The organism is Rathayibacter sp. AY1B4, from assembly GCF_002932815.1.
Lineage (GTDB): Bacteria > Actinomycetota > Actinomycetes > Actinomycetales > Microbacteriaceae > Rathayibacter.
Genome location: NZ_PSWN01000006.1, coordinates 132,138 through 153,283 on the forward strand (window position 1 = coordinate 132,138; position 21,146 = coordinate 153,283).

Here is a 21,146-nt window from a genome sequence, read left to right on the forward strand (position 1 = left end):
TCGGGCTCCCTTGTATCCTGCGGACATGACATCACCTGAGACCGATGGCCGCGCCCCGCTCGACCGCTTCTACAGCGTGATCCCCGCCGGCGGGATCGGCTCGAGGCTGTGGCCGCTCTCCCGGGCCGACGCCCCGAAGTTCCTGCACGATCTGACGGGATCGGGACAGACCCTCCTCCGCGACACCTGGGACCGCCTCGCGCCCATCTCGGGCGCCGACCGGATCATGGTCGTGACCGGGCGCGCGCACCGCGCCGCCGTCGAGGAGCAGCTCGAGAGCCTCGAGGACCTCAACGTCGTCCTCGAGAGCGAGCCGCGCGACTCGTCCGCCGCGATCGGCCTGGCCGCCGCCATCCTCGAGCGCCGCCAGCCGGGCGTGATCATCGGCTCGTTCGCCGCCGACCACGTCATCAGCGGTCAGCAGCTGTTCCACGACGCGGTCGCCGAGGCCGTCGTCGCGGCGGACGCGGGCTACATCGCGACCATCGGCATCACGCCGACCGAGCCTGCCGTGGGCTTCGGCTACATCCGCACGGGGAAGCACCTCGGGATCGACGGGGCGACGCACACGCTCGCCGTCGACTCCTTCGTCGAGAAGCCCGACGCCGACACCGCGCGCGCCTATCTCTCCAGTGGTCAGTACCTCTGGAACGCGGGCATGTTCATCGCCCGCGCCGACCGCCTCCTCGAGGAGCTCGGCCGCGCCAAGCCGAAGCTGCTCGCCGGACTGCTCGAGCTCGCCGCCGCGTGGGACACCCCGGAGCGCGGCGCGGTCGTCGACCGCATCTGGCCGGGCCTGGAGAAGATCGCGATCGACTACTCCGTCGCCGAGCCGGCCGCGGCCGCGGGCAAGCTGGCCGTCGTGCCCGGCCACTTCTCCTGGGACGACGTGGGCGACTTCGCCTCGATCGCGAAGCTGCACTCGAGCGGACTCCGCTCGGACCTCGCCATCCTCGGCGAGGACGCGCGTGTGCTCGCCGACTCCGCGACGGGCATCGTCGTCAGCGGCGGCAACCGCACCATCGCCCTCATCGGAGTGAAGGACATCGTCGTCGTGGACACCCCCGATGCGCTCCTGGTGACCACGACCGAGAACGCCCAGAAGGTCAAGGGCGTCGTCGACGCCCTGCGCCTCTCCGGCCGCACCGACGTCCTCTAGCCCTCCGTCACACCCGGCGAAGCGCGGCCCTCCCCTCGGAGGCGCCGCGCTTCGCCGTTCCGCCCCTCGCCTCTTGCGCGTGCGGAGGTCCCGATCCGCCGTTCGCGCGGCCACTCGACCACCCTCGATGAGGGCCTCGGCGGTCGCCCTGGGTGCTGGTGGCTGGGTCTCGATATGCCGCTTCCGCGGCAACTCGACCACCATGGAGGAGCATCGCGTCGAGCCCGATCGCGCGCAGCGCGGAGTTCCTCCGAACGCCTTCGACATCCGGCAGCAGGGGAGAGGGCCGCGAGCCGGAATCGCGTGCCAGCGATTCAGGCCAGCCCGACGCGACCCGCTCTGCGGAACGCACCCGTCGCGAAGCCGACCGCGCCGAGCCGCTCCGCGGCTCGGAATCGAGCCCAGCCGACCGCGCCGAGCCGCTCCGCGGCTCGGAATCGAGCACAGCCGCCCGCACCCCGCGACACGCTCCGCGTGTCGCGAAGATCAACACTGTGTAACGCTTCCTGAGGTCTACCGTCCGGGCGGCTGAGCGGCTTGTCACATTGGGTAACGTGTGGGAATCGACGCCCTGCTGCGCTCGTCGCGCGGGGCCGCATTCCTGGAGGACGACATCTTGACTATCACCTCGCGTAAGGCCGCGTTCGGCGGTCTCGCCGCCCTCGGCGTCACCGCGCTTCTCGCCGGTTGCGCCTCCGCCCCCGAGGAGAGCGGCTCCAGCGCCGCCGCCGGTGGCGACTTCCTGCCCTGCATGGTCTCCGACGCGGGCGGGTTCGACGACAAGTCGTTCAACGAGCTCGGCTACAACGGCCTCGTGAAGGCCTCGGAGGACCTCGGCGTCACGCCGAAGACCGTCACCTCGGAGTCCGAGACGGACTACGCCCCGAACCTGACCAGCCTCGTCGACCAGGGCTGCAACCTGATCATCACCGTCGGCTTCGCGCTGGCCGAGGCCACGTCGGCCGCGGCCGAGGCGAACACGGACATCGACTTCGCGATCATCGACGACGCGTCGATCGACCTGCCGAACGTCAAGCCGATCACCTTCGACACCTCGCAGGCGGCGTTCCTCGCCGGCTACACGGCCGCGTCGTACTCCAAGACCGGCGTCGTCGGCACCTACGGCGGCCAGCAGTTCCCGACCGTCACGATCTTCATGGACGGCTACGCCGACGGCGTGAAGTACTACAACGAGCAGAAGGGGAAGGACGTCAAGGTCGTCGGCTGGGACGTCGACGCGCAGACCGGCTCCTTCACCGGCGGCTTCGCGGCGGGCGTCGAGGCCAAGTCGGCCGCGCAGTCGCTGATCGACCAGAACGCGGACGTCATCCTCCCCGTCGGCGGTCCGATCTTCCAGTCGGCGATCGAGGCGATCCGCGACTCCGGCAAGGACATCGCGATGGTCGGCGTGGACGCGGACCTGTACGAGACCTACCCCGACGGCGCCGACCTGTACCTGACCTCGATCCTCAAGGGCATCGAGGCCGGCACGACCGACGTCACCAGCTCCGCCGGAGCCGACGACTTCGACCCCACTCCCTTCGTGGGCACCCTCGAGAACGACGGAGTCGGCATCGCGCCGTTCCACGACTTCGAGTCGAAGGTCTCGGGCGACCTGCAGGGCGAGCTCGACACCATCAAGGCGGGCATCATCGACGGCTCCATCACCGTCACCTCCCCGTCCGCTCCCGCGGCGTCCTAGCCGTCTCCTCGAAGAGGCCGGCGGGCCCGAGCACACCTCGGGCCCGCCGGCCTCTTCGTCGGTCCGGCGGGCGGATCGGCTCCGCTGCGTCCCTCGATCCCGGCCGACGGCGCATCGTGGCGCGAACCGAAAGTTAGATTGGTCCCATGAAGCTCGAACTGCGTGGCATCACGAAGCGCTTCGGCGCGCTCGTGGCCAACGACCACATCGATCTCACCGTCGAACCCGGCGAGATCCACTGCCTCCTCGGCGAGAACGGCGCGGGCAAGTCGACGCTCATGAACGTGCTCTACGGCCTGTACCAGGCCGAGGAGGGAGAGATCCTGCTGGACGACGCGGTCCAGCACTTCTCCGGTCCGGGTGACGCCATGAAGGCGGGCATCGGGATGGTCCACCAGCACTTCATGCTCGTCCCCGTGTTCACCGTCGCCGAGAACGTCATGCTGGGCCACGAGGAGACGAAGGCCGGCGGGCGCCTGGACCTCGCCGCCGCGCGCACCCGGGTGCGCGAGATCTCGGACCGCTTCGGCTTCGACGTGGATCCCGACGCCCTGGTCGAGGACCTCCCCGTCGGCGTGCAGCAGCGGGTCGAGATCATCAAGGCCCTCTCGCGCGACGCCCGGGTGCTCGTGTTCGACGAGCCGACCGCGGTGCTGACCCCGCAGGAGACCGACGAGCTGATCGCGATCATGCGCCAGCTGCGCGCGGCCGGGACCGCCATCGTCTTCATCACGCACAAGCTCCGCGAGGTGCGCGAGGTCGGGGACCGCATCACGGTCATCCGCCTCGGCAGAGTCGTGGGGGAGGCGTCGCCGACGGCGAGCAACGCCGAGCTCGCCTCGCTGATGGTGGGACGCGCCGTCGAGCTGACGGTGCAGAAGGAGCAGGCGGTGCCGGGCGACGAGGCCCTCGTCGTCTCGAACCTCACCGTGCGCGACGCCAACGGCCAGGCCGTCGTCGACGACGTCTCCTTCGAGGTCCGCCGCGGCGAGATCCTCGCGATCGCGGGCGTGCAGGGCAACGGCCAGACCGAGCTCACCGAGGCGATCATGGGCCTGCAGGAGCGGGTCGAGGGCTCGGTGACCCTGGACGGGCGCCGCCTCGACGGGCTGTCCGTGCGCCGCGTCCTCGAGTCGGGGGTCGGCTTCGTCCCCGAGGACCGCACCGAGGACGGTCTGGTCGCCGAGTTCACGATCGCCGAGAACCTCATGCTCGACCGCAGCGACCGCGGTCCGTTCGTGAAGGGACTGGGCCTGCGGCTCAAGGAGCTCGAGCGCTTCGCCGAGGAGCGGGTGCGCGAGTTCGACGTGCGCGCCCAGGGGATCGGCACCCACGTCGGCCGCCTCTCCGGAGGCAACCAGCAGAAGGTGGTGCTCGCGCGCGAGCTCAGCCGGGAGCTGCGGCTGTTCATCGCGGCGCAGCCCACCCGCGGCATCGACGTCGGCTCCATCGAGTTCGTCCACAAGCGCATCGTCGAGACGCGCGACACCGGGGTCCCCGTGATCGTGGTGTCGACCGAGCTCGACGAGGTCGCGGCGCTCGCCGACCGCATCGCGGTCATGTACAAGGGCGGGATCATCGGCATCGTCCCCGCCGACACGCCCCGCGAGGTCCTGGGGCTCATGATGGCCGGGCAGACGCCCGCCGAGAAGGGAGCGGCGGCGTGAGCGACGCGCAACTGCCCGCGGTCGATCCCGACGCGGAGACCGAGAAGGCGTCCGGGCTCGAGCCCGGCCAGAAGCCGGATCAGGAGGTGCGCACCGGCCCGCTCGAGAGCGGCGCCTCCCGCGTCCTGCGCGAGATCCTCTCCGGCACCGCGCTGATGTCGGTGCTCGCCGTGCTGCTCTCCCTCATCGCGGGCGGCGTGCTGATCGCCGCGACCGACAAGGACGTCCAGGCGGCGTCGGGCTACTTCTTCGCCCGGCCGCTCGACACCCTGCAGGCGATCTGGCAGTCCGTCTCCGGTGCCTACTCCTCGCTCTTCCAGGGCTCGGTCTACAACTTCCGCCGCGAGGGCTTCGCCAACGGCATCAAGCCGCTGACGGACACCCTGGCCTTCGCAACTCCGCTGATCGCCGGCGGGCTCGGAGTGGCGCTGGCCTTCCGCGTCGGCCTGTTCAACATCGGCGGCCGCGGCCAGATGCTGATCGCCGCCGCCTGCGCGGGCTGGGTCGGCTTCTCCTTCGACCTCCCGTGGGGCGTGCACCTGATCGTCGCGCTCGCCGCCGGCATCCTGGGCGGCGCGCTCTGGGGCGGACTCGTGGGACTGCTCAAGGCCCGCACCGGCGCGCACGAGGTGATCCTCACGATCATGCTCAACTACGTCGCGTTCTACCTGATCTCCTACCTCCTGCGGACGCCCGGCGCGCTGCAGGCGCCCGGGTCGAACAACCCGAAGTCGCCCGGGATGAAGGAGAGCGCGGTCTTCCCGGCGCTCCTCAGCCCCGGCTACTCGCTCACGCTCGGCTTCGTCTTCGCGGTCCTCGCGACCGTGTTCGTCTGGTGGCTCCTGAACCGCTCGACGATCGGCTTCAAGTTCCGCGCGGTGGGGGAGAACCCGCACGCGGCACGGGTCGCGGGCATCGACGTGAAGAACAGCTACGTGTACGCGATGCTGCTCTCCGGCGGCCTGCTCGGCCTCGCCGGCAGCGCCCAGGTGATGGGGACGGTCACGACCGGCTTCACCTCCGGGATCGACGCGGGGATCGGCTTCGACGCGATCACGGTCGCGCTGCTGGGCCGCTCCCGACCCTGGGGCGTGTTCTTCGCCGGCATCCTCTTCGGCGCCTTCAAGGCGGGCGGCTACTCGATGCAGGCCGCCGAGGGCGTGCCGATCGACGTGGTCCTCGTCGTCCAGTCGCTGATCGTCCTCTTCATCGCCGCACCGCCGCTGGTGCGCGCGATCTTCCGCCTCCCGACGCCCGGGGCCGCCCCGAAGCGCCGCACCCGCCGCACCTCGGAGGTGTCCGCATGAGCACCGCCGTCGCCACCGCCCCCGACCGCGTCGTGATCCGCAGCTGGAAGGCGCCGATCGCGTTCGGCGTCTTCGCGCTGCTCGCCGTCGTCCTCTTCGTGGCACTCGGCCGCGACGGGACGAGCTCGTTCCGCCTCGCCGCGGGGACCGACTTCTTCGCGCTGCCGGACATCCCGTTCCCGACGCGGGGGACGGGAGTGGTCGTCGCGATCCTCCTGGTCGGCCTGGCCGTCGCCTCGGCCGCGCTCACCCGCGCCGGCCGCCGGATCCCGCTCTGGCTCTCGGCGGTCTTCGCTCTGGTCTTCCTGATCGGGTTCCTCGTCTGGGCGTCGGCCGGTGCCGCGCTGCCCGTCTCGGGACTGCTGCTCGGGACCGTCGGGCTGGCCACTCCGCTGATCTTCGGCTCGCTCGGCGGCGTCATCTCGGAGCGGGTCGGAGTCGTCAATGTCGCGATCGAGGGGCAGCTGCTCGCCGGCGCCTTCACCGCGGCGATGGTCGGCTCCCTCACCCGCCAGCCGGTGCTCGGCCTGCTCGCGGCGATGGTCGCGAGCGTCCTGGTGTCGTTCGTGCTGGCCGCCTTCGCGATCAAGTACCTGGTCGACCAGGTGATCGTCGGAGTCGTGCTGAACGTGCTGGTGACCGGCCTGACGAGCTTCCTCTACTCCCAGGTCCTCTCCGCCGACGCGTCGACGTTCAACTCGCCGGTGAAGTTCGACCGCCTCCCGATCCCGGTGCTCAGCCAGGTGCCGATCGTGGGCGCCGTCCTGTTCAACCAGACGGTGATCGTCTACCTGATGTACTTCGCGATCTTCGCGGTGTGGTGGGGCCTGTTCAAGACCAAGTGGGGCCTCCGCCTGCGCGCCGTCGGCGAGCACCCTCAGGCCGCGGACACCGTGGGCATCGATGTCGCCCGCACGCGCTTCTGGAACGTCTCCCTCGCCGGGGCGATCGCCGGAGTCGGCGGCGCGTACTACACGCTCGACGCGGTCGGCGCGTTCGGCAAGGAGATGACCGCGGGTGCGGGCTTCATCGCCCTGGCCGCCGTCATCTTCGGCCGCTGGGACCCGATCAAGGCGACGCTCGCGTCGCTGCTGTTCGGCTTCGCGACCAACCTGCAGAACGTGCTCGGCGTCATCGGCTCGCCCGTGCCCAGCGAGTTCATGCTGATGCTGCCGTACGTCGTGACGATCTTCGCGGTGGCCGGTCTCGTCGGCCAGTCCCGCGGACCGGCCGCCGCCGGCAAGCCGTACCTGAAGTCCTGAGAGGAGCCGTCGTGACCGACATCGACTGGGAGGCGCTGCGCGAGGCCGCCCTCGAGGCCATGAGCCACGCCTACGTCCCGTACTCGAAGTTCCCCGTCGGGGTCGCCGCGCTCGTGGACGACGGCCGGACGATCTCGGGCTGCAACGTCGAGAACGCCTCCTACGGGCTCACGCTCTGCGCCGAGTGCGCGCTGGTGTCCTCTCTGCACATGACGGGCGGCGGCCGGCTCGTCGCCTTCACCTGCGTCGACGGGAAGGGCGGCGTCCTGATGCCCTGCGGGCGCTGCCGCCAGCTGCTCTTCGAGCACTCGGCCGAGGGCATGCTCCTCCAGACCGTGTCGGGCGTGAAGACGATCGACGAGGTCATCCCCGACGCCTTCGGCCCGCGCACCCTCGAGGCCTACGCCGCCTCCTAGCGCCGCCGTCACCGCTCCCACTCCCGAACCGAGGACTCCGCATGACCCGCACCACCCCCGTCGAGGACTTCGACGCCGTCGACATCATCCGCACCAAGCGCGACCGCGGCACGCTCTCGACCGCGCAGATCGACTGGCTGATCGACGCCTACACCCGCGGCTACGTCGCTGACGAGCAGATGGCGGCCTTCGCGATGGCGGTCCTGCTGAACGGGATGGAGCGCGACGAGATCCGCGACCTCACCCTGGCCATGATCGCCAGCGGCGAGCGCATGCGCTTCGACGGACTCGGCAAGCGCACGGTCGACAAGCACTCCACGGGCGGGGTCGGCGACAAGATCACGCTGCCGCTGATGCCGCTGGTCGCCTCCTTCGGCGTGGCGGTGCCCCAGCTCTCGGGACGCGGGCTCGGCCACACGGGCGGAACGCTCGACAAGCTGGAGTCGATCCCGGGCTGGCGGGCCGACCTCGGCAACGAGGAGATGCTGGAGCAGCTGCGGACGGTCGGCGGCGTGATCTGCGCCGCGGGCTCGGGTCTGGCCCCCGCCGACAAGAAGCTCTACGCGCTCCGGGACATCACCGGGACCGTCGAGGCGATCCCGCTGATCGCGTCCTCGATCATGTCGAAGAAGATCGCCGAGGGGACCGACGCCCTGGTGCTCGACGTGAAGTTCGGCTCCGGCGCGTTCATGGTCGACATCGAGCGCTCGCGGGAGCTGGCGCGGGCGATGGTCGACCTCGGCAACGACGCGGGGGTGCGGACCACCGCGCTGCTGACCAACATGAACGTGCCGCTCGGTCTGGCCATCGGCAACGCGAACGAGGTGCGGGAGTCGGTCGAGGTGCTCGCCGGCGGCGGCCCCTCGGACGTCCGGGAGCTGACGCTGGCCCTGGCCCGCGAGATGCTGGCCCTCGCCGGGCAGCCGGACGCGGACGTCGAGCGCGCCCTCGACGGCGGCGCGGCGATGGACACCTGGCGCGCGGTCATCCGCGCTCAGGGAGGGGATCCGGATGCGGCGCTCCCCGAGGCCCGCGAGACCCACGTCGTGGTCGCCGAGCGCGACGGCGTCCTGGTGGAGCAGCAGGCGCTGCCGTTCGGCATCGCCGCCTGGCGCCTGGGCGCCGGACGCGCCCGCCAGTCCGACGCGGTGCAGCACGCGGCGGGGATCGACCTGCACGCGAAGCCGGGCGACCGCGTCCGCGCGGGCCGGCCCCTGCTCACGCTGTCGGCCGACGAGCCGGAGCGCTTCGCCCGGGCGCTCGAGGCGCTCGACGGTGCCTACCGGATCGGCGACGAGGGCGACGAGGTGCTCGACGGCGGCCCCCTCGTGGCGGAGCGCGTCTCCTAGCCCCGCGCCGCCCGGCACGGAGGAGGCGCCGCCCGGCGAGCCGCTTCCGCCGACCCTCTAGGGTGGTCGGCGAACCACCGCCGACCTGCGAGGAGCACCGTGACCGATCAGACCGAGGAGTACCTCCTCCCGGGCGAGGGCGTCCTCATCGACGAGCTCCCCAAGGTGTCGCTGCACGACCACCTCGACGGAGGACTGCGGCCCGGGACGGTCCTCGAGATCGCCCGCGAGACGGGCGTACCGCTCCCGGCCGAGGAGCCGGACGCGCTCGCCGAGTGGTTCCGTGCCACGGCCGACTCCGGCTCCCTCACCGACTACATCGCCACCTTCGAGACGACGGTCGCCGTGATGCAGACCGCGCCGGCGCTCGAGCGCGTGGCCCGCGAGTTCGTGCTCGACCTCGCCGCCGACGGAGTCGTGCACGGCGAGGTGCGCTGGGCGCCGGAGCAGCACCAGCGCGCCGGGCTCTCGCTCGACGCGGCTGTCGAAGCGGTCCAGGAGGGGCTGCAGCAGGGCGTGCAGGAGGCGGCGGCGCAGGGACACAGAATCCGCGTCGGCCAGCTGATCACCGCGATGCGGCACGCCGACCGCTCGCTCGAGGTCGCCGAGCTGGCGCTGCGCCACCGCGAGCGCGGTGCGATCGGCTTCGACATCGCCGGAGCCGAGGCGGGCTTCCCCGCCTCGCGGCACCGTCACGCCTTCGAGCTGCTCGCGGCGGCTCACTTCCCGACCACGGTCCACGCGGGGGAGGCGGACGGCCTCGACAGCATCCGCTCGGCCCTGCTCGACGGCCGCGCGCTGCGCCTGGGCCACGGCGTCCGGATCGCGGAGGACATCCGCATCGAGCGCCAGGACGACGACGCGAGCTACGTGACCCTCGGCGAGCTCTCGGAGTGGGTGAAGGACCGCGAGATCGCCCTCGAGCTCAGCCCCTCCTCCAACCTGCAGACCGGCGCCGTCGCGGCGTGGGGTGCCGAGCTCGCCGACCACCCCTTCGACCTGCTCTACCAGCTGGGCTTCCGCGTCACGGTGAACACCGACAACCGCCTGATGAGCGCGACGACCCTCAGCCGCGAGCTCGCCCTCCTGTCCGACGCGTTCGGGTACGACCTCGACGACTTCGAGGCCTTCCAGCTGAACGCGGCTCACGCCGCCTTCCTGCCGCTCGACGAGCGCCGCGAGCTCGTCGAGACGATCAGCGCCGGCTTCGAGGCGGCCTGACGGTGCCGCTCGACGCGCTCCCCGAGGAGGCGGTGGCCCTCCGCCACTCCGCCGGATCCTGGCGGGAGGCCGTCCTCGAGGCGGGCCGTGCGCTCGAGCGGACCGGTGCGGTGGACGCAGCCTACTCCCGGCGCATGGTCGAGCAGGTCGACGTGCTCGGGCCGTACATCGTCATCGTGCCCGGGCTCGCCCTCGCGCACGCCCGGCCCGGCAACGACGTCCTCGCGGACGGCCTCTCCGTCGTCACGCTGGCCGAGCCCGTCGCCTTCGGGCACAGCACCAACGACCCGGTCTCGGTCGTCATCGGGATCGCCGCCACCCAGGCGCACGGACACGTCGGCTTCGTCTCCGGGCTCGCCGACGTGCTCAGCCGTCCGGACGCGGTCGGCGCCCTCGCCGCCGCCCGCACGGTCCGCAGCATCAACGCCGTCCTCACCGACAGCACCCCGCACCACCCGCACCACGGAAGAAGCGCATGAAGATCGTCACCCTCTGCGGCGCCGGAATCGGCACCTCCGCCATCCTCAAGCTCGGCGCCGAGCGCGCCCTCGAGACCCTCGACCTCGAGGCCGAGGTGATCGCCTCCGACCTGGCCTCCGTCGACGCGCTCGCCGCCGACGCGCAGGTCATCCTCACCTCCGGCGAGCTCGTCGACCGCATCGGCCGCACCTTCGCCGAGGTCGTCGTCATCGACAACTACCTCGACCAGAACGAGATCACGGAGAAGATCGAGCGGGCGCTGGGCTGAGCTCGACTCTGAGCCCCTCCCTGCGCGGCTCAGCGCGGTCGGCCTCCCGACGGGGTGCGTTCCGCAGAGCGTATTCCGTCGGGCTGCCTCGAATCGCTGCCACGCGCGGTGCTCGACTCTGAGCCGCTCCCTGCGCGGCTCAGCGCGGTCGGCCTCCCGACGGGGCGCGTTCTCAAGAGCGGGTCGCGTCGGGCTGCCTCGAATCGCTGGCACGCGATTCTCGGACGCGCCCTCCACCTTGCGGGGAGGGGGCGCCCCTGCCCCTGCTGGTCGAGTGGCCGCGGAGCGGCGTGCCGGGAGCCGGGTTCCCGCGCGGACGGCTGCTCGGACCTCGGGGGGTCAGCGGGCGGCGAGCTGCTCGAGGACGGTGCCGATCAGGCGGCGGGCGCGGGCGGGGGCGAGGCGGGCGGGCCGCTCGGCCGCGCGGGAGACCGCGATGCCGTCGAGGACTGCGAGGAGAAGCGCCGCGTCGTCGGCGCCGAACGACGCCGCGGGATGCGCGGCGCGCAGCAGCTCCAGGACGACGTCCTCCGTGCGCGACCAGCCGGCGGTGTGGATCGCGCGGATCTCCGGATCGGTGCCGGCGCGGGAGGCGAAGGCGGTCCACACGATCGCGTCGGGGACGTCCTCGTCCGCGACGCACGCGATCTCGTCGCAGAAGACGCGCAGCCGCACCTCGGCCGAGGATTCGGCCTCCAGGCGGCTCCGCATCCGCTCGCGGAAGCGCTCCTCGACCCGGGCCATCGCGCCGGCCAGCAGCGCCTGCTTCGTCGGGAAGTGGTGCTGGACGGCCCCCACTGAGACGCCGGCCTCGGCCGCGACGGTGCGCATGCTGAGGTGCTCCGCCCCGCGGGTCGAGAGGACGGCGACGACCGCCGAGAGGATGTCGCTCCTGCTCTCGCGCCGATCCGGCATGGCGTCCCTCTCGTTCGACTGCTCGAGCAGGCTACGCTCTCGGACATGACCAATACGACCGTATTGCCGCCCCGTGCCGGAGCCGGCCGCCGCATCGCGACCCTGGACGTCGTCCGCGGTGTCGCGATCATCGGGACCCTCGGCACGAACATCTGGATCTTCTCCCACCCCTGGGGGATGCTCGGACTGCTCTCCGTCCCGGTGACGCCGGAGACCTCCTCCTCCGCCGGGACTGCGCAGCTCCTGCTGATGGCGCTGGCGCAGGGCAAGTTCCTCGCCCTCCTCTCCCTCGCCTTCGGGGTGGGCCTCGCGATCCAGCATGCGTCCGCGGTCCGGCGCGGGACGCGCTGGCCGGGCCGCTACCTCTGGCGCGCGACGCTCCTCCTCCTGGACGGCGCGGTCAACTACGTGCTGATCGCGGAGTTCGACGTCCTCATGGGATACGCCGTCACCGGAGCGGTCGTCGCCTGGCTGCTGCTCACCCGGCCGACGACGCAGCGCCGCGTGATCCTCGTCTGCGGCGCTCTGCACGTCGTCCTGATCTCGGCGCTCGTGGCGCTCGTGGCGGCGAGCCCGGACGGTGCCGGACAGGGGCCGACCGGCCGGAGCCCCTACGCGGACGCGTCGTTCCTCGGCCTCGCCCTCTTCCGGCTGCAGAACGCGGGCGTCTTCCGTGCGGAGCCGGTGCTCATCGGGCTCCTCAGCCTCGCGATGTTCCTCCTCGGCGCGCGCCTCCATCGGGCGGGGGTCCTCGCCGCCGAGGGCGCGCCACTCCGCCGCCGCCTGATGGTCCTCGGCGCCCTCGCCCTCCCCGTCGACCTCGCGCTGGGCGTCGGGGGGAGCGCCGCCGGTCTGCTCGCCGAGCGCTACCTCGTCGCGCCCCTGGTCGGGCTCGGCCTGCTCGCGGCCCTCGCCGAGGCCTGCCTCCGCCGGGGCGCCGAGGGCTGGGCGGCACGCCGGGCGCGGGAGGTCGGCCGGGTCGCCCTGAGCGCCTACCTCCTGCAGAACCTGCTCGGCGGCGCCCTCTTCTACGGCTGGGGACTCGGGCTGGCGGTGACCGCCGCACAGTGGCGCGTCCCGGCGACCGTCGGAGCGTTCCTGCTCATCGCGGCGGTCGTCGTGCTCGCGGCGCACCTGTGGCTGCGCCGGTTCGAGCTCGGTCCGGTGGAGTGGCTCTGGAAGCGGGGCGAGCGGATCGGTGTCCGCGCGCCCCGCTGACCGGAGGGGGACCTAGGCGAGGAGCTCCGCGGCGCCGGTGCGCAGGGCGGCGAGGCGGGACGAGACGGCCGACCGGCGGGCGTCGGCGTCGGAGTCGTGCGACCAGGCGTCGAGGTAGAGCTTGACCTTCGGCTCCGTGCCGCTCGGGCGCGCGATGAGACGGGCACCGTCCAGGGAGAAGCGGAGCGCGTCGGTCGGGGGCAGCGCGCCGCCCTCGGCGAGCAGGTCCTCGCTCCGCTCGACGGCGAGCCCGCCGATCGCGGTCGGAGGCGTCGCGCGCAGTCCGGCCATGATCCGGCCGATCTCGGAGAGGTCGGTGACGCGGAGCGAGATCTGCTCCGATCCGAAGAGCCCGAACCGCTCGGCGAACGACTCCAGCTCGTCGTCGATCGTGCGCTCCTCGGCGGCGAGCGCGCTCGCGAGGGAGAGGAAGGCGAGCGCGGCCGAGACGCCGTCCTTGTCGCGGACCGTCCCGGGGTTCACCAGGTAGCCGAGCGCCTCCTCGTAGCCGAAGACGAGGTCGGGGACGCGCGAGATCCACTTGAAGCCCGTGAGCGTCTCGGCGAAGTCGAGGCCGTAGTCGGCCGCCACGGCACCGAGGGCGGGGGAGGACACGATCGAGCAGGCGAGCGCTCCTCCGGTGCGGCCCTCGCGGCGGGCCTGCTCGGCGGCGCGCCAGCCGAGCAGCGCTCCGACCTCGTTGCCGGTGAGGCGCCGGAAGCCCTCCGGGGCGGAGGCGTCGGGCACGGCGGCGGCGAAGCGGTCGGCGTCCGGGTCGTTGGCCACGATCAGCTGCGCGCGACCGGAGCGCGCGGTCGAGAAAGCGAGGTCGAGGGCGCCCGCCTCCTCCGGGTTGGGGAACGCGACGGTGGGGAACGCCGCGTCGGGCTCGATCTGCTCGACCACGACGGCCGGCTCGTCGAATCCCGCCGCGGAGAGCACCCGGTGCGCCGTCTCCCAGCCGACCCCGTGCATCGCCGTGTAGACGATGCGCAGCGGAGCGGACTGGCGGCCGACGGAGGCCGTCGCCTCGATGTAGGCGGCGACCACGGACTCGTCCGCGAGCCGGTACTCGCCGCGCGGCAGCTCCGGAACGCGCCGGTCTCGCGCGACCGCGAGGATCCGCTCGGCGATCTCGGAGTCGACCGGCGGGACGATCTGCGAGCCCTCGTCGGCGCCGCCGAGGTACACCTTGTAGCCGTTGTCCTGCGGCGGGTTGTGGCTCGCCGTGACCATCACTCCGGCGTCGGCGCCGAGGTGGCGTACGGCGAAGGCCAGCACGGGGGTGGGCAGGAGCCGGGGCAGCAGCACCGCGTCCACGCCGACGCCCGCCATCAGCGCGGCGGAGTCCTCGGCGAAGACGCGCGAGTTCTTCCGGCCGTCGTAGCCGATCACGACCACGGGCCGCTGGACGCCCTGCGCCAGCAGGAAGTCGGCCAGGCCGACGGCGGCCTGCGAGACCAGCACGCGGTTCATCCGGTTGGATCCCGCCGCGATGGCGCCGCGCAGGCCCGCGGTGCCGAACGCCAGGCGGGCGCCGAAGCGGTCCTCGAGCTCGGCGCGGGCGGAGGCGTCGCCCGAGTCGGAGGCGGTCAGCAGGCCGACCAGCTCCTCCCGCGTCTCCGGGTCGGGGTCCTGGGCGAGCCAGGCCTCGGCGAGCTCCCGGACGTCGGCGCTCACAGGGCGCCCGTGATCCCGGCGAGCAGGCGGGCGAGGTCGTCCTCGGCGTCGCGGCCGGCCTCGAGCACCTCCTCGTGGCTGAGGGGGGTCTTCTGGATGCCGGCGGCGAGGTTCGTGATGAGCGACATGCCCAGCACCTCCATGCCCGCCTCGCGCGCGGCGATGGCCTCGAGGGCGGTCGACATGCCGACGATGTGGCCGCCGATGATCCTCGCCATCTGCACCTCGGCCGGGCTCTCGTAGTGCGGCCCGCGGAACTGCACGTACACGCCCTCGTCCAGCTCAGGACGCGTCCCCCGGGCGAGGTCGCGCAGGCGCGAGGAGTAGAGGTCGGTGAGGTCGACGAAGGTCGCGCCCTCGAGCGGCGAGTCGGCGGTGAGGTTGATGTGGTCGCTGATCAGCACGGGGGTCCCGGGCGTCCAGTGCTCCTTGATGCCGCCCGCGCCGTTGGTGAGGATCATCACCGTCGCGCCCGTCGCGGCGGCGGTGCGGACGCTGTGCGCGACGCGGCGCACGCCGTAGCCCTCGTAGTAGTGGGTGCGGGCGCCGATGATCAGCGCGCGCCTGCCGGTGGGGAGCAGGACGGAGCGCAGGGTGCCGCCGTGCCCGTGCACGGCCGGCTTGGAGAAGCCGAGGATCTCGGTGGCCTCCACCGTCGCGGTCGTCTCGCCGATCGCGTCGGCGGCCTTGCCCCAGCCGCTGCCGAGGGTGAGGGCGATGTCGTGCTTCTCGACCCCTGTCGCCTCGGCGATCTGAGCGGCCGCGCGGGCCGCGATCTCGAAGGGATCGGCGTCGGGGGCGTCGAGGGGGTGCAGGGTCTGGTCGGACATCCTCCCACCCTACCGACGGGCTGCACGGCGGCGGAGGGCGACTCCCGCGGCCGATCCGACACCCCGCGATTGGGCGAACACTCAGTGAGAGAGGACAATGGGAAGCATGGCTTACGAGTTCGAGCGCGCGCAGAGGATCGCTGTACTCGGAGGGGGGCCGGGCGGCTACGAAGCCGCCATCGCGGGAGCGCAGCTCGGCGCCGAGGTCACCCTGGTCGAGCGGGTCGGAGTGGGCGGCTCGGCCGTCATCACCGACGTCGTCCCGTCGAAGTCGCTCATCGCGACGGCGGAGGCCACCAACGCCATCGGCGAGGCCGCCGACCTGGGCGTGCAGTTCTTCACCCGCTCGGAGCAGAACAAGCCGGTGCGCCCGGACGTGGCGGTCAACCTGGCGACGGTGAACAAGCGCCTGCTCGGCCTCGCGCGCCAGCAGTCCGAGGACATGCGCGCGAACCTGGTGCACCACGGCGTGCGCATCGTCCAGGGGGACGGGCGCCTGGACGGCTCGAACGCCCTGATCGTCTCGACGGCTGCCGGCGGCGAGGGCATGGACTTCGACCGCATCGAGGCGGACACGATCGTGGTCTCGGTGGGCGCCAGCCCGCGCGTGCTCCCGACCGCGGCTCCCGACGGCGAGCGCATCCTCAGCTGGACCCAGCTCTACAACCTCAAGTCCGTCCCCGAGCACCTGATCGTGGTGGGCTCCGGCGTGACCGGCGCGGAGTTCGCCTCCGCCTACCGTGCGCTCGGCGCCCGCGTGACCCTCATCTCCTCCCGCGACCAGGTGCTGCCCGGCGAGGACGCCGACGCGGCCGCGGTGATCGAGAACGTCTTCAAGCGCAACGGCATGGTCGTGCTCTCGAAGTCGCGCGCCGACCGCGTCGAGCGGACCGAGAAGGGCGTGCAGGCCGTGCTCTCGGACGGACGCGTCGTCGAGGGCTCGCACTGCCTGATGGCCGTCGGCTCCGTGCCGAACACGGCGGGCATCGGCCTCGAGGACGCGGGGGTGCAGCTGACGGAGTCGGGGCACATCCGCGTCAACCGCGTCGCCCGCACCAGCGTCCCCTCGATCTACGCGGCCGGGGACTGCACCACGTTCCTCCCGCTCGCCTCCGTCGCCGCCATGCAGGGCCGCACCGGAGTGTTCCACGCCATGGGCGACGCCGTGAACCCGACCGAGGTGCGCAACGTCGCGGCGAACATCTTCACGCAGCCCGAGATCGCGACCGTCGGGTGGAGCCAGCGCGAGATCGAGGAGGGCATCGCGCAGGGCGAGATCTACAAGCTCCCGCTCGCCGCGAACCCGCGGGCGAAGATGATGGGCATCCGCGACGGCTTCGTGAAGCTGTTCGCGCGCACCGGCTCCGGCACCGTCATCGGAGGCGTCATCGTCGCTCCGAAGGCGAGCGAGCTGATCTTCCCGCTCGCCCTCGCCGTGGAGCACCGCCTGACCGTCGACCAGGTCGCGCGGGCCTTCACCGTCTACCCGAGCCTCACCGGCTCGATCTCGGACGCCGCGCGCGCCATGCACATCGTCACCTGACGCGCCCCTCCGCCGGGCCGCGCGGGGTGCGGCCCTTCATCGGCAGAGCGCGTGACCGGGAATCGCGTGCGAAGCGATTCACGGCAGCGCGACGCGACCCGCTCTGCGGTGCCCCTCACGTCGAGGAGCCGACCGCGCCGGGCCGCGCGGGGAGCGGCCTTTCATCGGCAGAGCGCGCGACCGGGAATCGCGTGCGAAGCGATTGACGGCAGCGCGATGCGACCCGCTCGGCGGTACCCCTCACGTCGAGGAGCCGACCGCGCCGGACCGCGCGGGGAGCGGCCCGGAACGGGCTCAGACGATCTGAAGGAGCACGTGTCCCGCGGGGACGGTCGCTCCGGCCGTCGCGTCGAGGCCCTTCACGACGCCGTCCTTGTGGGCGGTGAGCGGCTGCTCCATCTTCATCGCCTCGAGGACGACGACCAGGTCGCCGGTGACGACCGTGTCGCCCTCGGCGACGGCGACCTTGACGATGGTGGCCTGCATGGGCGAGGCGACGGAGTCGCCCGTGACGGTGCTGACGGAGGAGGAGCCGCGGCGCTTCGGGGAGGCGGCAGCGGCCCCGCGGGCGGGTCCCGAGCCGACCAGGTCGCCGGGGAGCGTGACCTCGACGCGGCGCCCGTCGACCTCGACGACCACGTTCCGGCGGGCCGCCGGCTCGTCGGTCGCTCCGGGCTCGCCGCTCCAGGCCGGGATGGTGTTCTCGAACTCGGTCTCGATCCAGCGGGTGTAAATCGTGAAGGGCGCGCCGCCCTCGGGGGCGAAGGCCGGGTCCTCGACGATCGCGCGGTGGAAGGGGAGGACGGTCGGCAGCCCGGTGACCTCGAACTCGGCGAGGGCGCGGCGCGAGCGCTCCAGCGCCTGCTCGCGGCTGTCGCCGGTGACGATCAGCTTCGCGAGGAGCGAGTCGAAGGAGCCGGAGATCACGTCCCCGGCGACGACGCCGGAGTCGACGCGGACGCCGGGTCCGCCGGGGGCCTTGAAGACGTGCACCGGGCCCGGAGCGGGGAGGAAGCCGCGGCCCGCGTCCTCGCCGTTGATGCGGAACTCGAAGGAGTGGCCGCGGGGCGCCGGGTCGTCGTAGTCGAGCACGCCGCCCTCGGCGAGGCGGAACTGCTCGCGCACGAGGTCGATGCCGGTGATCTCCTCCGACACGGGGTGCTCGACCTGGAGGCGGGTGTTCACCTCGAGGAAGGACACCGTGCCGTCCTTGCCGATCAGGAACTCGCAGGTCCCGGCGCCGAGGTAGCCGACCTCCTGCAGGATCGCCTTCGAGGCGCGGTAGAGCTCGGTGTTCTGCGCGTCCGTCAGGAACGGCGCGGGCGCCTCCTCGACGAGCTTCTGGTGGCGGCGCTGGAGGGAGCAGTCGCGGGTGGAGACCACGACGACGTTGCCGTGCGCGTCGGCCAGGCACTGGGTCTCGACGTGGCGCGGCTGGTCGAGGTACTTCTCGACGAAGCACTCGCCGCGGCCGAAGGCGGCGACGGCCTCGCGCGTGGCGGAGGCGAACAGCTCCTCGACCTCGTCGCGCTCGCGGGCGACCTTGAGGCCGCGACCGCCGCCGCCGAAGGCCGCCTTGATCGCGACGGGGAGGCCGTACTGGTCCACGAACTCGAGCACCTCGGCGGCGCCGGAGACGGGGTTGAGGGTTCCCGGGGCGAGCGGCGCGCCGACCTTCTCGGCGACATGGCGGGCCGAGACCTTGTCGCCGAGGCGCTCGATGGCCTCGGGGCCGGGGCCGATCCAGATCAGGCCGGCGTCGATGACGGCGCGGGCGAAGTCGGCGTTCTCGGCGAGGAAGCCGTAGCCGGGGTGCACGGCGTCGGCACCGGAGCGGCGGGCCACCGAGAGCAGCTTGTCGATGACGAGGTAGGTCTCGGCGCTGGTCGTCCCGCCGAGGGCGTAGGCCTCGTCGGCGAGGCGGCTGTGCACGGCGTCGCGGTCCTGGTCGGCGTAGACGGCCACGGAGGCGATCCCGCTGTCGCGGGCGGCGCGGATGACTCGGACGGCGATCTCGCCCCGGTTGGCGACGAGCACCTTCGTAATCTTCGGCATGGTCCCCAACCCTAGGGGGCGGCTCCGCCCGGCCCGGCGCGGCTCACCACAAAGAAGCGGAGGGCCTTCGTCGGTTCCTCACAAGGGCGGGACGGGCCTCAGCGGTTCCAGAGCGCGGTCCAGTCGACGCCGAGGCTCCGCACCAGAGTGCGGAGGGTCGGCACCGACATCCCGATCACCGTCGAGGGGTCGCCCTCGATCGCGGTGATGAAGCCGGCGCCGCGGCCGTCGATGGTGAAGGCGCCGGCCACCTCGAGGGGCTCGCCGGTGGCGACGTAGGCGTCGATCTCGGCGTCGTCGATGTCGTCGGCGAACGTGACGGCGGCGGAGGTGACCGCTCCGGCCTCGGCGACGATCCTCCCGCCGCGGTGGTCGACGAGCCAGTGGCCGGAGTAGAGGCGGCCGGTGCGACCGCGCTGGGCGCGCCAGCGCTCCCGGGCCCGCTCCGGCTCGTGCGGCTTGCCGTGGACGACCCCGTCGAGGACGAACGCGGAGTCGCCGCCGAGCACCAGACCGTCGATGTCCGGGCGCAGGACGGCGTGCGCCTTGGCGCGGGCGAGCAGCGAGACGGTGGCGTCCGCGTCCAGTGCCGCGCCCCGCTCCTGCTCGGCCCGGGCGACGGCCGCGGGCTCGTCCACCTCGGAGGGGACGACGACGGGCTCGATCCCGGAGGCCCGCAGCAGCGCGAGGCGCGCGGGGGAGGTGGAGGCGAGGTAGAGGCGCACGAGGGCTCCCTGCGGCCGGGCCCACGCTGTGGGATGCTCGACGGATGGCACAGACCCCGTCCCGAGCATCCGCCCGCCCCGACGGGGCCGACGACGCACTCGGGACCGAGATCGAGCTCGACATTAGCAACGTCGCCCACGGCGGCGTGTTCGTCGCCCGGCACGAGGGCCGCGTCGTCTTCGTCCCGGACGTCCTCCCCGGCGAGCGCGTGCGGGCGCGGATCAGCGAGGTCCGGCACGACAGCTTCTGGCGTGCCGAGGCGCTCGAGGTGCTCGAGGCGTCCGAGCACCGGGTGGAGCACGTCTGGCCCGAGGCCGCCCTCGACCGCCGCCCGGAGGAGCGCGTCGGCGGCGCCGAGCTCGGCCACGCCGACCTGGCCTACCAGCGCGAGCTGAAGCGCCTCGTGCTCGTCGACTCCTTCTCCCGCTTCGCCCGTCGCGAGGTCGAGGTGGAGGTCTCGCCGATCGGCGGGGACGACGCGTCCGGCGGCCTCGGCTGGCGCACGCGGAACCGCCTCCACGTCGACGACGACGGACGGGTCGGCCCCTACGCGGCACGCAGCCACCACGTCGTCACCGTGGAGTCGCTGCCCCTCGCGACCGCCGACTCCTCCCTGGCCGCACCGCTCGGCGAGCGCCTCGCTCCCGGCTCGGTGGTCGACCTCGTCGACGCGGCCGGGTCCGAGGGGGCCGCGGTGCTCGTGCACGACCCCTCCGACAAGCGCGCCCGCCGCGACCGCACGGTGCAGAGCGAGTTCGTCGCCGACCGCACCTTCCGGGTCGACCGCACCGGCTTCTGGCAGGTGCACCGCGGAGCCGCCGCCGCGCTCTTCGAGGCCGTGCAGGCCGCCGTCGACGCGGATGCGGCGGACCCGTCGGCCGCCAACCACGACCTCTACGGCGGGGTGGGCCTGCTCGCCGCGGCGCTGGCCGACCGCCTCGGCGCCGGAGTGCGCGTGACCAGCGTCGAGAGCGACTCCCGCGCCACCGAGCACGCGCTCGAGAACCTGGCCGACCAGGTCGGCGCCCGCGCGGTGACCGCCCGCGTCGACCGCTACCTCCGCGACGTCGTCGCCCAGGCCGATGCGCGCGAGCGGGCGCGGTGGCGCGCGGCGACCGTGGTCCTCGACCCGCCGCGCTCGGGCGCCGGCCGAGCGGTCACCGACGCTCTGGCGGAGCTGCGGCCGGCGCAGCTCGTCTACGTCGCCTGCGACCCGGTCGCGCTCGCCCGCGACGTGGGCGCCCTGACCGGGGCCGGCTACGAGCTGGAGCGCCTCGAGGGCTTCGACCTCTTCCCGCACACCTCCCACGTGGAGGCCGTTGCGCGACTGGTCCGCCGAGAGGACTGA

The 21,146-nt window shown here is 72.8% G+C and carries 18 protein-coding genes; 13 read left to right on the forward strand and 5 right to left on the reverse strand.

Annotation, left to right across the window (positions count from 1 at the left end; translation table 11 throughout):
• Positions 1-25 precede the first annotated feature (25 nt).
• The 10 genes from C5D66_RS06050 to C5D66_RS06095 all read left to right on the forward strand — a co-directional run bounded on the left by C5D66_RS06050 (position 26) and on the right by C5D66_RS06095 (position 10,831).
• The gene (locus C5D66_RS06050) at positions 26-1,159 is read left to right on the forward strand and encodes a mannose-1-phosphate guanylyltransferase (protein ID WP_104223184.1); all 1,134 of its coding nucleotides are present in this window, start codon (positions 26-28) and stop codon (positions 1,157-1,159) included.
• A 616-nt stretch (positions 1,160-1,775) separates the two neighbouring features.
• Positions 1,776-2,861 (forward strand): BMP family protein, encoded by a 1,086-nt coding sequence (locus C5D66_RS06055; protein ID WP_104232890.1) that lies wholly within the window; start codon positions 1,776-1,778, stop codon positions 2,859-2,861.
• 146 nt (positions 2,862-3,007) lie between these two features.
• Complete coding sequence (locus C5D66_RS06060; protein WP_104255402.1) at positions 3,008-4,528, forward strand: ABC transporter ATP-binding protein; 1,521 nt, start codon at positions 3,008-3,010, stop codon at positions 4,526-4,528.
• Positions 4,525-5,835 carry an ABC transporter permease gene (locus tag C5D66_RS06065; protein WP_219814268.1) on the forward strand — a complete coding sequence of 437 codons (1,311 nt, stop codon included), beginning with the start codon at positions 4,525-4,527 and terminating at the stop codon, positions 5,833-5,835. The genes C5D66_RS06060 and C5D66_RS06065 overlap by 4 nt, the downstream gene beginning before the upstream one ends.
• Entirely contained in the window at positions 5,832-7,097 is a 1,266-nt protein-coding gene (locus C5D66_RS06070) for an ABC transporter permease (RefSeq protein WP_104255401.1), read from the forward strand. Before C5D66_RS06065 ends, C5D66_RS06070 begins: the two co-directional genes overlap by 4 nt.
• 11 nt (positions 7,098-7,108) lie before the next feature.
• The gene (locus C5D66_RS06075; protein ID WP_104223180.1) at positions 7,109-7,513 is read left to right on the forward strand and encodes a cytidine deaminase; all 405 of its coding nucleotides are present in this window, start codon (positions 7,109-7,111) and stop codon (positions 7,511-7,513) included.
• Positions 7,514-7,554: 41 nt separating this feature from the next.
• Complete coding sequence (locus C5D66_RS06080) at positions 7,555-8,862, forward strand: thymidine phosphorylase (protein ID WP_104255400.1); 1,308 nt, start codon at positions 7,555-7,557, stop codon at positions 8,860-8,862.
• A 99-nt stretch (positions 8,863-8,961) separates the two neighbouring features.
• A complete protein-coding gene (locus C5D66_RS06085) occupies positions 8,962-10,083 on the forward strand; it encodes an adenosine deaminase (protein ID WP_104255399.1) in 1,122 nt (373 codons plus the stop codon).
• A 2-nt stretch (positions 10,084-10,085) separates the two neighbouring features.
• Complete coding sequence (locus C5D66_RS06090; protein WP_104326816.1) at positions 10,086-10,562, forward strand: PTS sugar transporter subunit IIA; 477 nt, start codon at positions 10,086-10,088, stop codon at positions 10,560-10,562.
• On the forward strand, positions 10,559-10,831 hold the full coding sequence (locus C5D66_RS06095; protein ID WP_104226416.1) for a PTS sugar transporter subunit IIB: 273 nt from the start codon (positions 10,559-10,561) through the stop codon (positions 10,829-10,831). The genes C5D66_RS06090 and C5D66_RS06095 overlap by 4 nt, the downstream gene beginning before the upstream one ends.
• Positions 10,832-11,170: 339 nt before the next feature.
• Here C5D66_RS06095 and C5D66_RS06100 read toward each other — a convergent pair whose 3' ends face one another.
• Positions 11,171-11,746: a TetR/AcrR family transcriptional regulator gene (locus C5D66_RS06100; protein WP_104326817.1), complete on the reverse strand. Its 576-nt coding sequence runs from the start codon at positions 11,744-11,746 to the stop codon at positions 11,171-11,173.
• A gap of 45 nt (positions 11,747-11,791) precedes the next feature.
• On the opposite strand from C5D66_RS06100, the gene C5D66_RS06105 reads away from it, so the two are divergent.
• Complete coding sequence (locus C5D66_RS06105; protein ID WP_104256318.1) at positions 11,792-12,964, forward strand: DUF418 domain-containing protein; 1,173 nt, start codon at positions 11,792-11,794, stop codon at positions 12,962-12,964.
• 12 nt (positions 12,965-12,976) lie between these two features.
• Here the strand turns inward: C5D66_RS06105 and C5D66_RS06110 are convergent, their stop codons facing one another.
• A complete protein-coding gene (locus C5D66_RS06110; RefSeq protein WP_104274217.1) occupies positions 12,977-14,644 on the reverse strand; it encodes a phospho-sugar mutase in 1,668 nt (555 codons plus the stop codon).
• Positions 14,641-15,474 carry a purine-nucleoside phosphorylase gene (locus tag C5D66_RS06115; protein WP_104232831.1) on the reverse strand — a complete coding sequence of 278 codons (834 nt, stop codon included), beginning with the start codon at positions 15,472-15,474 and terminating at the stop codon, positions 14,641-14,643. Before C5D66_RS06115 ends, C5D66_RS06110 begins: the two co-directional genes overlap by 4 nt.
• 106 nt (positions 15,475-15,580) lie before the next feature.
• Between C5D66_RS06115 and C5D66_RS06120 the strand changes: the two genes are divergently transcribed.
• On the forward strand, positions 15,581-17,017 hold the full coding sequence (locus C5D66_RS06120; protein ID WP_104223171.1) for an NAD(P)H-quinone dehydrogenase: 1,437 nt from the start codon (positions 15,581-15,583) through the stop codon (positions 17,015-17,017).
• 294 nt (positions 17,018-17,311) lie between these two features.
• Here the strand turns inward: C5D66_RS06120 and C5D66_RS06125 are convergent, their stop codons facing one another.
• Together C5D66_RS06125 and C5D66_RS06130 are read right to left on the reverse strand one after the other, a co-directional pair.
• Positions 17,312-19,072: a biotin carboxylase N-terminal domain-containing protein gene (locus C5D66_RS06125; protein WP_104223170.1), complete on the reverse strand. Its 1,761-nt coding sequence runs from the start codon at positions 19,070-19,072 to the stop codon at positions 17,312-17,314.
• 98 nt (positions 19,073-19,170) lie between these two features.
• The gene (locus C5D66_RS06130; RefSeq protein ID WP_181028717.1) at positions 19,171-19,797 is read right to left on the reverse strand and encodes a nucleoside triphosphate pyrophosphatase; all 627 of its coding nucleotides are present in this window, start codon (positions 19,795-19,797) and stop codon (positions 19,171-19,173) included.
• Positions 19,798-19,841: 44 nt separating this feature from the next.
• Between C5D66_RS06130 and C5D66_RS06135 the strand changes: the two genes are divergently transcribed.
• Entirely contained in the window at positions 19,842-21,146 is a 1,305-nt protein-coding gene (locus C5D66_RS06135; RefSeq protein WP_146086956.1) for a class I SAM-dependent RNA methyltransferase, read from the forward strand.

Coding starts and splice junctions, on each gene's coding strand:
- C5D66_RS06070 (WP_104255401.1), top strand. CDS start 5,832: ATGAGCACCGCCGTCGCCACCGCCCCCGACCGCGTCGTGATCCGCAGC.
- C5D66_RS06080 (WP_104255400.1), top strand. CDS start 7,555: ATGACCCGCACCACCCCCGTCGAGGACTTCGACGCCGTCGACATCATC.
- C5D66_RS06100 (WP_104326817.1), bottom strand. CDS start 11,746: ATGCCGGATCGGCGCGAGAGCAGGAGCGACATCCTCTCGGCGGTCGTC.
- C5D66_RS06050 (WP_104223184.1), top strand. CDS start 26: ATGACATCACCTGAGACCGATGGCCGCGCCCCGCTCGACCGCTTCTAC.
- C5D66_RS06105 (WP_104256318.1), top strand. CDS start 11,792: ATGACCAATACGACCGTATTGCCGCCCCGTGCCGGAGCCGGCCGCCGC.
- C5D66_RS06135 (WP_146086956.1), top strand. CDS start 19,842: ATGGCACAGACCCCGTCCCGAGCATCCGCCCGCCCCGACGGGGCCGAC.
- C5D66_RS06115 (WP_104232831.1), bottom strand. CDS start 15,474: ATGTCCGACCAGACCCTGCACCCCCTCGACGCCCCCGACGCCGATCCC.
- C5D66_RS06125 (WP_104223170.1), bottom strand. CDS start 19,072: ATGCCGAAGATTACGAAGGTGCTCGTCGCCAACCGGGGCGAGATCGCC.
- C5D66_RS06095 (WP_104226416.1), top strand. CDS start 10,559: ATGAAGATCGTCACCCTCTGCGGCGCCGGAATCGGCACCTCCGCCATC.
- C5D66_RS06120 (WP_104223171.1), top strand. CDS start 15,581: ATGGCTTACGAGTTCGAGCGCGCGCAGAGGATCGCTGTACTCGGAGGG.
- C5D66_RS06060 (WP_104255402.1), top strand. CDS start 3,008: ATGAAGCTCGAACTGCGTGGCATCACGAAGCGCTTCGGCGCGCTCGTG.